This window comes from Streptomyces sp. NPDC107528, from assembly GCF_055639295.1.
In genome coordinates, this window is the sequence record NZ_JBVKAV010000002.1 from 137846 (window position 1) to 153545 (window position 15700).

Here is a 15700-nt window from a genome sequence, read left to right on the forward strand (position 1 = left end):
TGGGGGCCCGCCGTCATCCCGTACGGCCGGCCCCCGGCCGGTGTTCAGCTCCGGTGCCCCAGCGCTCGGCAAACGCTGGGCAAACGGCAGGCCAACAGGCCCGCGGGCAAGGTCTCTAGGCCCCGCCCACCGCCGTCAGCAGCGCCAGCGGGGCCGCCGCCGAGCGGGACTCGCGGACGCAGGCGTGCGGGTACGGCACGGGCTCCGCGTGGGTGTCGCGGCCGTAGCCCGCGAGGACCTCCGGGAGCCGGTGGCCGGTGGTCGTCGCCGCGTCGACCAGGGCGTGGGCCACCGTGCGGGCCTCGTCGTGCAGGCCGTAGCGGGCCAGGCCCAGGGTGATCAGCGCGTTGTCGTGCGGCCAGACCGAGCCGCGGTGGTAGGAGAGGGGATGGTAGGCAGGCTGGCCGGAGGCCAGGGTGCGGACTCCCCAGCCCGAGAAGAAGTCCGGTTCGAGGAGGCGACGGCCCACCGCCTCGCCGTACTCCTTGTCCAGCAGCCCGGACCACAGGAGATGCCCCGCGTCCGAGGCCAGCGCGTCGACCCGGCGGCCCCCGCCGTCCAGCGCCAGCGCGGGGAAGGAGTGCTCCGGCATCCAGAAGTCCCGCTGGAAACGGTCACGGAGGTCGCCCGCCGCCTGTTCCAGGAGGGCCGCGTAGGTCTCGTCCTGCCACACCGTGCGGGCCAGCCACCCCGTGCGGCGCAGGGCGTCGTACGCATAGCCCTGGGCGCCCGCCGCCATCACGGGGCCGCCGGGACGGGTGCCGTCCGCCGAGCAGATGGCGCCGGGGGAGTCCTTCCAGTTCTGGTTGGCGAGGCCGCCCTGGTCGGCGCGGTAGACCAGGTAGCCGCGGGAGGTCAGCCCGCCGTGGTCCAGCATCCAGCCGATCGCCGCGCGGGCGTGGGGCTCCAGGGCGCGGGCCAGGGCTGTGTCGCCGGTCTGTTCCACGTATGCGCCGAGCAGGATCAGGAACAGCGGCGTCGCGTCCACCGAGCCGTAGTAGCGGCCGTACGGCACCTGCCCGAAGTGCGCCAGCTCGCCGTGCCGTACCTCGTGCACGATCTTGCCGGGCTGGGCGACGGACTCGGGGACCATCTCCGTGGCCTGGGTCGCGGCCAGTGCGGGGAGGGTGGCGGCGGCGAGGCGGGGGCGGTAGGGGAGGGCGAAGAGCGAGGTGAGGAGGGCGTCGCGGCCCAGCAGGGTCAGGAACCAGGGGGCGCCGGCCGCGGGGACGCGCAGTTCCTCGCCGTCCGGACCCGTCGCCGGGACCTGGAGCGCGGCCAGGTCGGCAAGGCCCCGGGCGCAGGCGGCGGCCAACTCGGGCCAGCCGGTCGGGAAGGCCACGCCCTCCACGAACTCGCCCTCCTGGGAGAGGAGGTGGGAGGACAGGGCCGCGGGGGAGCGGGGGACGCGCAGGGCGCGTTTGTCGCCGTGCGGGCGGGCCATCACCCGGAGGGTCAGCTCCGCCGTGCCGTGCGGGTCGAGATCGAGGGTCCAGACCAGGCGGCGGGCGCCGGTGCCGGTCTCCTCCACGCCGTCGGGCGCGGGGTCGGCCGTCACGGTGGTGATCGAACGCCATTCGCCTCGCTGGTACGTGAACTCCACACCGTGGTCCAGGACCTGGCGGGAGCGGGTGACGCCGGTCTTGGCGTACGTGCGGTGGTCGGAGCGCAGCTCGAACTGGTCGGTGAAGTCGGCGTCCGCGGTGATCGCCAGGCGGATCGTCGTCGGCACCGGGCGGTTGCTCGTCACACGCAGGGACTCGATGAACGACCCGTCCCCGACGGCCTGTTCACGGAAGAGGGTGTAGGCCGGAGGCTCGTTGCGGCCGCCGCGCGGGACCAGGACACAGCGGGCCGTGTCCCCGTCGGCGACCGGGGAGAGCGCCTCCGGTACGGCGCCGTCCACCGTGAGCTGCCAGCGGCTCAGATGCCGGGCGTCCCGTACGAATAAGCCCTCAGGGGAGCCGGCGGCGCGTACGCCGCTGATGTCCCCGCCGTCGCCCACGGCGGCGAACGTTCCCCCGTAGACGAGCAGATGATGGCGGTCCGTCATCCCCGGTCCCCTCCCTTGAGTTCCCTGACGGCGTTCGTGTCCCACGCGGGGTGGTCGTGCATCAGGTCGAGCGTGAGCGCGGCGGTCCAGCTGAAGCCGGTGGCTCCGCAGGCGTCGCCGCTGTACGGGCTGACGTACTCGGCGAACCCGGAGGCGTCGGCGGTGTGCAGGATCGCCCTGCGCAGGGCGTCGGCCCGGCCGCGCTCACCGTGCAGCCGGAGCCCGCGCTCCAGCAGCCAGCTCGTGTTGAACCAGGACGGGCCACGCCAGTAGCGGTGCGGTTCGAAGGCCTCGCCGAGCAGGTCGTAGCTCGGCACGAGGCGGGTCGTGCCGCCGAGGCCGAAGTGGGGTCCGCCCAGCGTCCGCACCAGCGCGGCGGCGATGTCGCGGGGGAGGGTCGGGAGGAGGAGGGGGACGAGGCCGGAGACGCTGCGCTCGCGGATCGGCTCCCCTGCCGCCGACCCGTCGCTCCGCCTCTCGCTCAGCCTGTCGCTCCACGGCTCGACCGGTCCGTCGCTCCGCCCCTCGCTGCGCACGTCCCGGCAGAAGAACATGCCCTCCGCCGGGTCCCACAGTCGCTCGATCAGCGCCGCCGTCAGCCGCTCGGCGCGCGCGTGCCGGGCCGTGCCCGTCGCCCCCAGCTCCCGGGCGATCTCGGCGAGCGCGTGCTCGGACGCGATGAGCAGGGCGTTGAACGCGGGGTCCTCGACCGCGAAGTCCCCGGTGCCGTCCGCGTACCCGCCGTCCCGGTAGTCCGTCGCCAGCCGCACATACCGCCCGTAGTCCAGATCCGTCGGCCGGTCCTCGGCCGCCCCGTGGTCGAGGTCGGCGCGGCGGAAGGAGCGGGCCGGGGCCGGGGTGACGCGGGAGAGCGGGGCGTCCCAGCAGGGGCTGTTGTCCATACCCTGTTCCCAGGGGTGCACGACGGACGCGAGGCCGCCGGCGCCCAGGTCGCGCCGGTGCAGCAGATAGCGGTGCCAGGCGGCGAGGCGGGGATACATCCGGGTGAGGAAGCCGCGCGCCCGGGACAGGCCCGGGTCGGCGCGGTGCACCAGCCAGGCCGCCAGCGCGTGCACCGGTGGTTGCACGATGCCGGAGGTCTGTACGGTGCGCGGGGCGCCCGCAGCGCGCCCCGCGGTCGAGGAGCGCCAGAAGTCGGGGCTCGGGAAGTAGGCGTCGAGCGGCACGGAGGGGTTGAAGACGATGTGCGGGACCCGCCCGTCACCCCACTGGGCGCCGAGCAGCGTCTCCAGCTCCGTCTGCGCCCGCAGCGGCGAGACGTGCCTCAGGCCGATCGCGATGAACGCCGAGTCCCAGGACCACTGGTGCGGATACAGACTGCGCGAGGGCACCGTCGAGGCGCCCGTCCAGTTGTCCTCCAGCACCCGGGCAGCCCTGACGTGCAGTGAATCCGCCACGGGAGGCGGATCGTATGCAATGTCACGCTCCGTGGGGCGGGCTGTGAGCTGGGCAGTGCGATCCACTCGGGGCTCCCCGAAAGACGTCCGGCCGACCGGTTCGGTCATGGCTACCGTAGAGTTACGTCTATTTAACACGCAAAACCCAATATGTAATGCAGAGTTGAGAAGCACAAGGGGGTGTGCATGAGCGCACGGGGCCAAGCGAGTGCCGGGGAACTGCTCGAACTGGTGCGGAGCGGGCGAGCTGTCACGCGCGGAGCGCTCCAGCAGGCCACCGGCCTCTCCCGCGCCACCGTCGGCCAGCGCCTCGACCGCCTCTTCCGGGCCGGCTGGCTGCGCGAGGGCGCCGGCGGTCCCGTGGACTCCCCGCTGGGCGGCCGTCCCTCCATCACCCTGGAGTTCGACGACGCCCACGCCGTGGTCCTCGCCGCCGACCTGGAGACCCGGCACGCCCGTGCCGCCGTACTGTCCCTGACCGGCGAGATCCTCGCCGAGCACACCGGCACGCTGGTCATCGAGGACGGACCGGACGTGGTGCTGGGCGGGCTGGGGCACTGGTTCGCCGAGCTGCTGGAGAAGACCGGGCGCCGGGCCGACGAGGTGGGCGGCATCGGGCTCGCGGTGCCGGGTCCGGTGGACAGCGGGACCGGCCGGGTCGTCCAGCCGCCGATCATGCCCGGCTGGGACGGCTACGACATAACCGGACGCCTGGCCAGGGCCTTCACGGAGGCCACCGGCGCAGCGCCGGTCCCGGTGCTGGTCGACAACGACGCCAACCTGATGGCGTACGGCGAACAGCGCTCGGGCTTCCCCGACTGCTCGGCGTTCGTCCTGGTCAAGGTGTCGACCGGCATCGGCGCCGGGGTCGTGGTCGACGGCTCCATCTACCGGGGTATCGACGGGGGCGCCGGCGACATCGGCCACATCCGGGTGCCGGCGGGCGCGGACGCGCTGTGCCGGTGCGGTTCGTACGGCTGTCTCGCCGCAGTGGCCAGTGGCGGCGCCGTGGCCCGGCGGCTGGCCGGGACCGGGGTGCCTGCGGCGTCCGGCTCGGATGTGCGGGACGTGCTGGCGTCCGGGCATCCGGGGGCGGCGGCGCTGGCACGTGAGGCCGGGCGGCAGGTCGGGGACGTGCTGGCGACGGTCGTGACGCTGCTCAACCCCGGGGTGCTGATGATCGCCGGGGATCTGGCGGGGACGCCCTTCCTCACCGGTGTACGGGAGTTGCTGTACCAGCGGGCGCTGCCGCGCTCCACCGCTCATCTGAACGTCGTGACCTCGCGGCTGGGGGAGCGGGCCGGTCTGGTGGGTGCCGGGGCGCTGGTCGTGGAGCATCTCTACGCGCCCTCCCGGGTGGAGGAACGGCTGCTCGCGCTGGGCGTGTGACGTCCGTGTTTCCCGTCTCAGGGGACGTCCGCATGGTGAAATCTCGTCGGCTGTGGCAGCGTGATTCTCGCCACCCTTGATAAGGGTTGCGCTCAGATGAGCGGATCTTGAGCGGCTGCACTTCTCCAAAGGGTGGCACTCGGTGCCACCCTTTGATCGTTCATCGATCGAAATCAAACGTGCGGGATGGCCGCTCATCTGAGCGATTTACCGCACCTGTGAACCCTCTTGCGTTCAAGAAGTGAAAACATCCGCCCGTCGCGGCTTGCCAAGCCTTGACTTTCGATCCACTGGCGGACGGGTGGTTACAGGCGCATGACGCGTGAGTAGACGTACCCAGGCGCCTTCGATCTGGGTATGTTCCTCGCCGTCAGGGCAGCCACCGCGTCCTCGAGGGAGTCGAGACCGTGTCGGAAAACAAAGAACCCCACGTAGCGAAGTTCGTTTACGACTTCACCGAGGGAAACAAGGACCTCAAGGACCTCCTGGGTGGCAAGGGCGCGAACCTCGCCGAGATGACCAACCTGGGGCTTCCCGTTCCTCCCGGCTTCACGATCACGACGGAGGCCTGCAAGGTCTACCTCGACAGTGGCGAGGAGCCCGCGGCACTGCGTGACGAGGTGAGTGCGCACCTCGACGCCCTTGAGTCCCGCATGGGCAAGAAGCTCGGCCAGGCCGACAACCCGCTGCTCGTCTCGGTCCGTTCCGGCGCCAAGTTCTCCATGCCCGGAATGATGGACACGGTCCTCAACATCGGGCTCTCCGACAAGTCCGTGAAGGGCCTCGCCGAGCAGGCCGGCGACGAGCGGTTCGCGTGGGACTCCTACCGACGCCTCATCCAGATGTTCGGCAAGACCGTGCTCGGCGTCGAGGGGGACCTCTTCGAGGAGGCGCTGGAGGCGGCGAAGGCCGCCAAGAAGGTCTCGGTCGACACGGACCTGGAGGCGGCCGACCTCAAGAAGCTGGTCACCAAGTTCAAGAAGATCGTCAAGACCGAGGCCGGCCGGGACTTCCCGCAGGACCCGCGTGAGCAGATGGACCTCGCCATCCACGCGGTCTTCGACTCCTGGAACACCGACCGCGCCAAGCTGTACCGCCGTCAGGAGCGCATCCCGCACGACCTGGGTACGGCCGTCAACGTCTGCTCGATGGTCTTCGGCAACTTGGGCCCGGACTCCGGCACGGGCGTCGCCTTCACCCGTGACCCCGCCTCCGGCCACCAGGGCGTGTACGGCGACTACCTGCAGAACGCCCAGGGCGAGGACGTGGTCGCGGGCATCCGCAACACCGTCCCGCTGGCGGAGCTGGAGTCGATCGACAAGAAGTCGTACGACCAGCTGATGCAGATCATGGAGACGCTGGAGAACCACTACAAGGACCTCTGCGACATCGAGTTCACCATCGAGCGCGGTCAGCTGTGGATGCTCCAGACGCGCGTCGGCAAGCGCACGGCGGGCGCCGCCTTCCGTATCGCGACGCAGCTGGTGGACCAGGGCCTGATCGACGAGGCGGAGGCGCTCCAGCGCGTCAACGGCGCCCAGCTCGCACAGCTGATGTTCCCGAAGTTCGACGACGAGGCCAAGGTCGAGCAGGTCGGCCGGGGCATCGCGGCGTCGCCGGGTGCGGCGGTCGGCAAGGCGGTCTTCGACTCGTACACCGCGGTGAAGTGGTCGCGTTCCGGCGAGAAGGTCATCCTGGTCCGCCGGGAGACCAACCCCGACGACCTGGACGGCATGATCGCCGCCGAGGGCATCCTGACCTCCCGCGGCGGCAAGACCTCGCACGCGGCCGTGGTGGCGCGCGGCATGGGCAAGACCTGTGTCTGCGGCGCCGAGGAGCTGGAGGTCGACACCAAGCGCCGCCGTATGACGGTTCCGGGCGGACAGGTCGTGGAGGAAGGCGACCTGATCTCCATCGACGGCTCCAACGGCAAGGTGTACCTGGGCGAGGTCCCGGTCGTCCCGTCCCCGGTCGTGGAGTACTTCGAGGGCCGGATGCACGCGGGCGCCAACGACGCCGACGAGCTGGTCGAGGCCGTGCACCGGATCATGGCGTTCGCCGACCGCAAGCGGCGCCTGCGGGTGCGCGCCAACGCGGACAACGCCGAGGACGCGATGCGCGCCCGTCGCTTCGGCGCCCAGGGCATCGGTCTGTGCCGCACCGAGCACATGTTCCTCGGTGAGCGCCGCGAGATGGTCGAGAAGCTGATCCTCGCCGACACCGAGGAGGTCCGCGAGGCCGCCCTCTCGGAGCTGCTGCCGCTGCAGAAGAAGGACTTCGTCGAGCTGTTCTCGGCGATGGACGGCCTCCCGGTGACGGTCCGTCTCCTGGACCCCCCGCTGCACGAGTTCCTCCCCGACATCACGGAACTCTCGGTCCGTGTGGCCCTGGCGGAGTCCCGCCAGGAGCCCCACGAGAACGAGCTCCGCCTCCTCCAGGCCGTGCACCGCCTGCACGAGCAGAACCCGATGCTGGGCCTGCGCGGCGTACGCCTCGGCCTGGTCATCCCCGGCCTGTTCACGATGCAGGTCCGCGCGATCGCGGAAGCTGCCGCCGAGCGCAAGAACGCCAAGGGCGACCCGCGCGCCGAGATCATGATCCCGCTCGTCGGCACCGTCCAGGAGCTGGAGATCGTCCGCGAGGAGGCCGACCAGGTCATCGCGGAGGTCGAGGCGGCGACGGGTACGAAGCTGAAGCTCTCCATCGGCACGATGATCGAGCTCCCGCGCGCCGCCCTCACGGCCGGTCAGATCGCCGAGGCGGCGGAGTTCTTCTCCTTCGGCACGAACGACCTCACCCAGACGGTGTGGGGCTTCAGCCGGGACGACGTGGAGGCCTCGTTCTTCACGGCGTACCTGGAGAAGGGCATCTTCGGCGTCTCCCCGTTCGAGACCATCGACAAGGACGGCGTGGGCTCCCTGGTCGCGGCCGCGGCCAAGGCGGGCCGTGAGACCCGCCCCGACCTCAAGCTCGGCGTCTGCGGCGAGCACGGCGGCGACCCCGAGTCGGTCCACTTCTTCCACGAGGTCGGCCTCGACTACGTCTCCTGCTCCCCGTTCCGCATCCCGGTCGCCCGCCTTGAGGCCGGCCGCGCGGCCTCCACCTCGGTGGGCAGCGACCACCGCTAGGCCGTACGGCCACGCAACTCCGGAGTCGTCTCCTGTCCCCGACCCTCAAGACCGATGGGGGGCGACTCCGGTGCACCAAGGAGGGCGGCACCCTGTGCGGGGGTGCCGCCCTCACCTGCATCGCCTGAGGAGACTGTCAAGCTACTTCGCTGACCAGGGAAAATGGCGTTTGCTGGCGTTGGCTGCCATTGAACCTGCGAGAAGTCGTTGTGCCCTCGTTGTGCCCTCCACATGCGGCTGAGCCTGTCCGATCCGACACCACAGAGGCCCCGCGCCGATTGGGTATCTTCCAGGGCGGGGCTGTCGTTTTGCTAGTTGAGGCGGCGGTGGAGGATTCCAGACCTCGGCTCGCGAAGCGTTGCCCCCGACACGCTTTCCAACTGTCCGTAGGCTGTGGCAGGTGGGTAGAGCCGCGAATCAGACACGCGACGTGGACGTCGGGTTTATTGGCCTCGGTGCAGCTGTCGCCGCCCTGGTGCGGCCCGATCGTGAGTGAGCGGGCGGGCCCGCTCCTCAGCCTGGGCAGCTAAGCGCATTCGGGGCTTGCTTCGGGGCTGACCTGCTGTGAGTAGCGGCGGGGCCTGGTGGCGGTCGGCTGATTCCCCGTGGTTCCCCCGCACTATCTGGCACGTGTCTGGCACGCCCCTGGTCATCTGCCCCCTTCCATCCCTCAAGATGATGTTCATGAACGTGGACATAGCGACGGCCCTTGTGGGCTTCGGCGGCGCGGTCTTGGGTGCAGGAGCGTCACTGGCAGGGACGTGGCTCACTCTCCGAAAACAGTCGGAGGACGCTCGGGAAGCGCGCAGATACGAGATCGGCAGACTGGCAGGTGAAGAGGCTCTGACGACGCTCCTCCAGCTACGTGAGTACTTGGAGACAGTGACGGTGCCGACAGGTCCGATCAGTCCGGATCCGTGGGAGGAGCAAGCTACGGCGTCACTGACCAGGGCCGCTGTCACCATTGGTCGCATTCCCGGTCACACTCTGCCCGACCGAATCCAGAAGCCTTACGATCTGGCTCGTGCATACAGGTATGCCGGCCCCCGGCATCCGCTGCGTGTCCGGTGGGTGCGCTTGATGGTCGAGGACATGATCAGCGTGCTGCTCGACTACCTACGCCAGGAAGAGCTTCCGAAGGTGAGCCGCAACGTCGAGCAGTTCCAGGAGACTTACGACCGCAGGAAGGAAGCCGAGCGTCGGGACTACGAGCGTCTGCGACGCGAGGCTTTCGATGACGCTGACCCTGACTTCACCTCAGACGACGCGCCTCTCGGGCCGTGACAGTCCCTCGGTAGCAGATCGCGCAACACGCTTTCCAACTGTGGTGGTGGGCTGTCGGGCGGCGTGCAGGGGGCGTTCACCTGCGTTTATGGGCGGTTGGCTGTCAATGCTGGGGCACCCTCAGGCCTCGCCTGAACGGCCGTGAACGGTACTGAACGAGACGGAAAATGAGACGGGCGGTGTAGCCGGGCTCGGTAGCATCTCTGCTGTTGAAGAGGGGGAAGGCATGGCGCTGGTCCGCAAGGGGGCACGACGGATCGTTGTCGACGGCACGGTCTACCGCTGGCGGCTACGGGGCAGCCCGACGTACTTCCAGGGGCTCTCCTGGTCGCCGTGCACGTTCGCAGTCGAGCATGTGGACACCCCGGGCACGACGCTGGTGGTCACCACCGACCGGCCGCATCCGAGTAATTGGATCGGCCGCGAGGCTGAGCCTGTACTGCCGTCCGGTGTCGCCGCGGCTGTTCGGTTTGCCCTGCGTGTGGGTTGGACTCCGACGGTTCCGGGCACCGCCTTTCACCTCGACCAGTCCGCCGGCTTCACGCCCTCGTCCTGAGCGGTGTAGGGAGCGAGCACCGCTTTAGGAGTTCGATCGCTCCTCGGCACTGCCGGGGAACCACCCGGCCACACTGGCCGTGTCGGACCGCCTAGGAGTGCTAGCGTCCGGCGTCGTTGATGTCACTCGTGGATGTCAGAACGGAGCAACCCGCGCGCGCTCGCTGGCACGATGGTCCCGTGGTTGACCTGGAGCGCATCAAAGCAGAGACCGTGGCGTACTTCCGAGCACTCGATGAAGCCGCCACCCTGCGGCACCACTTCCGCCACGCTGACGAGGAGGGCGGTCTGTGGTACATCGAGGCCGTACCTGACCGCGGTGAGTTGGTCGTCATCAAGCAAGCCGAGCTGACTTCGGTCGGCCAGCTCCACCGGTACAGCTGGGAGCACCTGGAGGACGAGCACGGCTTCCTGACGGACCAAGCGATCGATCCTGAAGAGGATCCGCTGGAGATCATCCCGGCCGAAGAGTTCCTGCGGGTGTGGACTCAGTGAACGGGCTGGACAACCACTTTAGGAGAGAGGCTGAGTGATCCTGGGCCTGAGCTGCGGCTTCGGTGATTGAGGATGAGAGCGGCTACTCGACCGCAGAGAACCGGTTGCGGTTGCTGTACTTCGTTGCTGTGCCGCGGCGAGGAACTGAGTTACATCGTGCTGTCTGACTCGAACGCCGGCTCTCGCCGTCTTGGACTCGGGGGGGTGTGGATCACCTGGTGAGCGGCACTGAAGAACTTTGTGCGTGCTGCATCGGCGTGGTCTTGTAACTTGTGCAGTTCCTCGAAGGCTTCTTCATTCAAAGGGAAGCGGACCCGACGAACCGTTTGGACTGCCGTCTCCGCAGTGTTGGCGAGGGTGACACACGCGGCATGAGCGATGCTGGGGCCCAGCAGTTGCACCCGTTCAAGGTGCTTTTTGAGGTCCTCCTTGATCTGGAGCGACTCGTTCCAGATGCTCTCTTCGGTCGCCTCGATTAGGTCTCCCTGGTATGTGGCCTCTAGGTGAGTCCAGTACTCCCCGTACGGGGGTAGATCGATGAGCTTCGAGACGCTCGAATCCCAGGCAGCGAGAAGCGCTGTATACGACTCCAGTCGTTGTCCGCAGAGCCATTGTTTGTGGTCCACGACCGCCTCGTCCCGAACCTGCCGACGTCCGATGTAGACGCCAGCAAACCCCGCACCCACAACACCTACTAAGGCCGCGATCACGGTCGCCTGCTCGACAGTCATGCCTGAAGTGTGCCGGGTGTTGGCCCTTGGTCGTGTACCTCCGGCAGGATTCGAGCCTGCGACACCCGCTTTAGGAGTTCGATCCGAGCTGGCTCCGCCTGCGGCTGTCGGCTGAAGCGGCAGCCAGGTAGAGGTGCGGATGTGCGCCCCTGTCCCGCGCCGTTGATATCAGCTGTGGATGTCAGGAGCCGCCTAATCCGTAGCTCTACAGAGATCAGAAGAAGGTCATACAGGCTGCGGGGAGGGGCTTGGTGCGCACTCCGGCCGGCCTGCCAGTTACCTGGGGCCCAGGCTGATTTCAAGATCGACGAGCAGGAGGTGCTGGCCGCCCTGATCGATAATGAACCGGACCTGGCCGCTGACCGGCCCGATCTTCTTATCCGGCAGCTACATCGCCGCCGATCTCGACCGCTTCCTGGCCGCCCGCAGCGTCAGCCTGCCGCGGCTCTCCTACCGCAACCGCGGCGCCCAGCGGCCGGGAGAAGCCCCGCTCAAGAGGCCGGCCCTCAGGGCTAAGGATGGTGGTCACTCTCCGAATTTCACCCGAGGCCCGAAGCCGCTGCCCGCAGAGGGTTCTGCTTGTCCTCGCATTCCTTGATATGAGCCTGGATCTGCGAATGATTCCCGAACTCCATGGGAAGCCGGGTGGAGGAGTACAGGTGGGCGGAAACGAGCAATTCGACTGTGCAGCCAACGACATCAGTGAGAATGGCCCCGGTCAGGTCCGCACCGGCCAGATCCGTGCCGGTCAGTGGCGGATCGAAGTCCATCACTGCCCCCGTCATGTCCGCCCCGATCAGGTTTGCCGAGGACAGGTCTGTCGCGGTCAGGTCTGCGCCCATGAGCTTGGCGCTCGTCAGGGTTGACTCGGACAGGTCAGCTCCGAACAGGTTGGCCCGTTCGAGGCGGGCTCCGGACAACTGTGCCCCGTGCAAAGCGGTGTCAGACAGGTCGACCCGGAACGACTCGTCGCGAGGAGGTCGACGGCCGAGCACTGTGAGCGCCGTCCGAACGTGCTCCTCGGGAACAAACCGATAACCGTCTTCGGTGGCACTTGTGGGAGGAGCGTTGTCCTTCTCGCTTCCGCCTCCGATCTCGCGTGGCGCATGCTGACGAACGAAAGCCGCCAGCACCTCGACAACGGTCGCGTGATCTTTCTCCGAGTCGCGCATGATGCGCTCCAGCGAGTAAATGCCGCCGAGCCACTGCGTGAGGTTCTTCTCCGCTGACAGCAGTTTGATGGCCTCCACATAGCGATCAGTGACTTGGCCTTCGCGTGTCAGCTCCTCCTGCCTTCGATCCTTCGCCTGGGTGTGCTCGAACTGCTCCTGGACGTGCACGAACTGCTGCTGAGCGAGGTCGAATTGCTTCCGCGTCTCCCGAAGCTGATCCAGCGAGACCCTGTGGTTCTTGCAGGCGAGGTAGAGGGTTCCAAGGGCGATGAGTCCAGCGAGCGCAGCAAGGAGCGCCGTGCGCAGGCCGGTGATGAGAATTCCCGCCGACGGTTGAAGAGTCTTGTCCCGAGCGTTGTCGCCTTCTACTGCCCATGGCACCTCTGTGATCAACGCATAGATCCCTACGGCGCCCAGGGCGACCAGCATCACCAAAGCGATGCGCTTCACAAGCGCGTTCATGCCGTGCATCATGGCCCAGCCGTGGCCCGCGCAACCGGGGGACCTCATGACTCAGAGCAGAAGTTGAGGTTCAACAGGTGGAGAGACTACGCGGCCTGAGCCGTCGTCAAGAGCGGACGCCCGCCGCGCCCCAGTGGCGTACCCACACCCGAAGTGGGTCATGGCCGGAGTGGCTACAGTCGAGGTAGGCTCGCGCCAACGGACCTCTGTTGTGCTGCATTTCCGTGACCCCCGGTATACGGATCGCGACCAAACTGCGCTGGAGCCTGACCGCCGACGCCACCAAACTCGAAGCACTCACCCAACACGCGGAAGCGTGCCCTGGCACGACCCGTCCGGGGTTGTGATGTCAGCTTTGGATGTCAGCGACCCCGCTCCGGGACCGGGCAGACCTCCAATGAAGTGGAGGCGAAGCAGAGTGCGCCACGCAAGCGCTATTTACAACACCTGCGCTTAGCTCCGCCCGACACAACATAAACCGACGCTGTGAACGTGTGCGCTCCTGTCTGACAGAACCACTCGCACTTCAAGTTACTTTTGAGTCTGAGGTTTTCTGGAGTACGGGTTGGATCCTTCAGGCAACGGATGAACCTAGCGGTGATGGTTGGACAGAGCTCGGCAAGTGACTTCCCAGGTTGCGCCATTGATCGGGAAACGTTGTTGTTGTTTACCCCTTGGCGGTGGCATGCGTGGCATCCGGAGCCGCTGTGTGCTCTATTGCGGATCATTGTTTCCCAGATGTGCCCGCACTTGCCGCATTTCCATTCTGCCACGTCGAACGAAGAGGGCGAGCACAGAGTGAGGTCGTACTCAGGGCGGGTGAGATTCCTTCTAAACTCGGAGAGAAGATCGGGGTGCTTCTTTGCTGCGGACTCAAACCTAACTCCTCCCTTGATCGTTGCCCAGGTATCTGCTGCATGCCCCAGCGCTCTCTCCCTTTGTGCCTTACTAAGCTTCTCGAATTGAATTCCGCGAGCAATCAACGTCGGGCCAATGGCGGATGCCCAGACCCATGGATCGATTCCGCTTCGAGGGTCGTCGGTGACCACTATGCACTCGCCAGGGATACGAGCAAGGCCATCGGCGCGAACCCGCACATAGTCCAAATCGCGTAGGAGTGTGCTCTTCCTGGCGTCCTTCTCTCGGAGGTGGTCTGTGCTGTGAGTATGGAATGGGTCAAGGTCCACGTGAAGTTGAATAGAGGGGATGAATAGATCCACTCGGGGATGCCGCCCCGACGCTCCCCGCACAGACTCCACGGCGTGGTCACACACGACTTCGGTCCCTGTTGCTGCTGCAAGAAGAGACTGCACCTCCAGCTCGAAGCGTGACCTGCCAGCTGACGTGCACTTAGGGCAACCGGAACCATATGTGCGGGACAGGACGTTAGCTTCCCATTCGTGCCCGTAGTCGCATCTCCAAAGGCACCGGTCATTGCTGCGTATTCTCAGGTGCTCGGGTCCTGCTCCTGGCGTTGTTAGGTTTTGCACGAAGGAGCGGCTAATCTTTGGGAATCGCTCCCCGAGGGAATTTCCTTGCTTCGGAGCTCTGCGGCGTGCGGCGATGAGTTGGTCATAACACTTCCGGCATCCGGAGCCGCTACGATTCTCATTGGAGCGGACACGGGATGCGACCGTAGCAATCCATTTGTGACCGCAGGTAGAGCACAGCCAGACGCATCTATCGCCAGATCCAGGTCTGAGCAGGGTCAGGTCATGATCTGGCGTTGTTTCGTTTCGGATAAACTCTTTGGCGACCTCTTCGAGTGCATCGTGCGCGGTTTGAAATTCGCTCTGCGGTTTTCGTTTCCACTTTCCCCGCCTTGCTGCAAAACACGCTGGACAACCTGTCCTATTGGCTACGCGGTTTTGTGGAATTGCAACCCATTCGTTATTGCAGACTCGACAGCGCCAGCGGCATTTGTAGCCACTGCCTGGCTTGAGTTGTGAAGGGGTGAGTTCATTTTCTAGGTTCGCGACGAACTCTTGAGCCAATTCGGGATGCAGGTCTGCAAGGGACTCACCCGGCCGAGCGACCCTGCGTGCGTTGATTGTCCGCAGGCGGGCGCACTTCGGGCATCCGCTGCCGACGCCGCCAGTTGCCCGCTTGGTAACGGAGCACGACCATTCATAGGCGCATACCGCGCAGCGCCACCTGTACTCCAGTTGGTCGGATGGCTGAAGACAGTCACTCGTTACGGCGTCGTGGCCGATGACTGCGATCAGCTCCGCTGCGATGTGAGGATGTGAAACCGTGAGTACGTGGTGCTGTCTGTCGGGCGCACCGATTGAGCGCGACATGCCCCCCCTAGCTAGCAGATCGAAATAGCCGCATAATATAGCGAGATCGCTGCCGTGGGTGGCAATTGGCGGAATCTCTAGTGCAAGCGCGAAGGGCACGCCAGCGGCAAGGAGGCGACGCTGGCGGTCGTTACGAGGAGGCATGCATGTGTCGGAGATGTGTCACGAACGCACCGTTTCAGGGTCCTCCGGTGGTGGCTGTTCGTCCTCGCGGAACCAAGGTGTGCCGGGCAGCGGCGGTAGTTGAGCAACGCGCCGGCATAGGCCGAGTAGCTTCGAGATGCTCCTTGATAGAGCGTCTCGCGGCGGGTGCACTGGTGGCTCCTGTCTGTGGTGCGCTGCTGGAATGCCAAAGTGATCCCCGAACCGAGCAGCGCCCCCAGGACGGCTATGCCGCTGGCGTGATGGTCTCCACTTCCCAAGCGGATCACGCATCGCCGTCCTGCGCGGGCCGTAACACAACTCCGATGCCAACACGTTTTCCAACTGTGTTGGTAGGTGCAGAGACTTCGGACAGGGCCGTTCACCTGTGTGCATGGTCGTCCGGTCGTGGAGCTGATACCGCCATCGGTCTCGTCTGAACGTCTGTGAACGGCCCTGAATGAGACGGAAACTGAGACGGGCTGCCCTTCTCGCTCGTGCTGATTTTCCAGCGGACTGAATCGACAACCGAGGAGCCGGCAGGGTCGGTGCTGAACCTGTTGGGTCGTCCC

10 protein-coding genes and 1 pseudogene are annotated in these 15700 nt (G+C 66.7%); 6 read left to right on the forward strand and 5 right to left on the reverse strand.

The genetic code is table 11. The features are described from left to right. Positions 1 to 115: 115 nt before the first annotated feature. On the reverse strand, positions 116 to 2053 hold the full coding sequence (locus tag ACZ7L5_RS05705) for an amylo-alpha-1,6-glucosidase (RefSeq protein WP_471514700.1): 1938 nt from the start codon (positions 2051 to 2053) through the stop codon (positions 116 to 118). Next, the gene (locus ACZ7L5_RS05710) at positions 2050 to 3537 is read right to left on the reverse strand and encodes an MGH1-like glycoside hydrolase domain-containing protein (protein WP_471514702.1); all 1488 of its coding nucleotides are present in this window, start codon (positions 3535 to 3537) and stop codon (positions 2050 to 2052) included. Before ACZ7L5_RS05710 ends, ACZ7L5_RS05705 begins: the two co-directional genes overlap by 4 nt. Before the next feature lie 120 nt (positions 3538 to 3657). Here ACZ7L5_RS05710 and ACZ7L5_RS05715 point away from each other — a divergent pair, with 120 nt between their 5' ends. The 5 genes from ACZ7L5_RS05715 (at position 3658) to ACZ7L5_RS05735 (ending at position 10322) form a co-directional block, all read left to right on the forward strand. Next, positions 3658 to 4860, forward strand: coding sequence for an ROK family transcriptional regulator (locus tag ACZ7L5_RS05715; RefSeq protein ID WP_471514704.1), 1203 nt, complete (start codon positions 3658 to 3660; stop codon positions 4858 to 4860). A 407-nt stretch (positions 4861 to 5267) separates the two neighbouring features. Then, positions 5268 to 7988 carry a pyruvate, phosphate dikinase gene (ppdK, locus tag ACZ7L5_RS05720; RefSeq protein WP_328881794.1) on the forward strand — a complete coding sequence of 907 codons (2721 nt, stop codon included), beginning with the start codon at positions 5268 to 5270 and terminating at the stop codon, positions 7986 to 7988. A gap of 630 nt (positions 7989 to 8618) precedes the next feature. Next, positions 8619 to 9272, forward strand: coding sequence for a hypothetical protein (locus ACZ7L5_RS05725; protein ID WP_471514706.1), 654 nt, complete (start codon positions 8619 to 8621; stop codon positions 9270 to 9272). A 226-nt stretch (positions 9273 to 9498) separates the two neighbouring features. Next, positions 9499 to 9828, forward strand: coding sequence for a hypothetical protein (locus ACZ7L5_RS05730; protein WP_471514708.1), 330 nt, complete (start codon positions 9499 to 9501; stop codon positions 9826 to 9828). Positions 9829 to 10007: 179 nt separating this feature from the next. After that, positions 10008 to 10322 (forward strand): hypothetical protein, encoded by a 315-nt coding sequence (locus ACZ7L5_RS05735; protein ID WP_471514710.1) that lies wholly within the window; start codon positions 10008 to 10010, stop codon positions 10320 to 10322. 149 nt (positions 10323 to 10471) lie between these two features. On the opposite strand, the gene ACZ7L5_RS05740 is transcribed toward ACZ7L5_RS05735, so the two are convergent. Then, positions 10472 to 11053: a hypothetical protein gene (locus ACZ7L5_RS05740; RefSeq protein WP_471514712.1), complete on the reverse strand. Its 582-nt coding sequence runs from the start codon at positions 11051 to 11053 to the stop codon at positions 10472 to 10474. A gap of 248 nt (positions 11054 to 11301) precedes the next feature. Here ACZ7L5_RS05740 and ACZ7L5_RS05745 point away from each other — a divergent pair. Further along, positions 11302 to 11549: pseudogene (locus tag ACZ7L5_RS05745) on the forward strand (IS982 family transposase); the annotation flags it as partial. A gap of 43 nt (positions 11550 to 11592) precedes the next feature. Here ACZ7L5_RS05745 and ACZ7L5_RS05750 read toward each other — a convergent pair. Both ACZ7L5_RS05750 and ACZ7L5_RS05755 read right to left on the reverse strand, forming a co-directional pair. After that, entirely contained in the window at positions 11593 to 12687 is a 1095-nt protein-coding gene (locus ACZ7L5_RS05750) for a pentapeptide repeat-containing protein (protein ID WP_471514714.1), read from the reverse strand. A 434-nt stretch (positions 12688 to 13121) separates the two neighbouring features. Continuing rightward, positions 13122 to 15131 carry a zinc-ribbon domain-containing protein gene (locus tag ACZ7L5_RS05755; protein ID WP_471514716.1) on the reverse strand — a complete coding sequence of 670 codons (2010 nt, stop codon included), beginning with the start codon at positions 15129 to 15131 and terminating at the stop codon, positions 13122 to 13124. Positions 15132 to 15700: the final 569 nt, after the last annotated feature.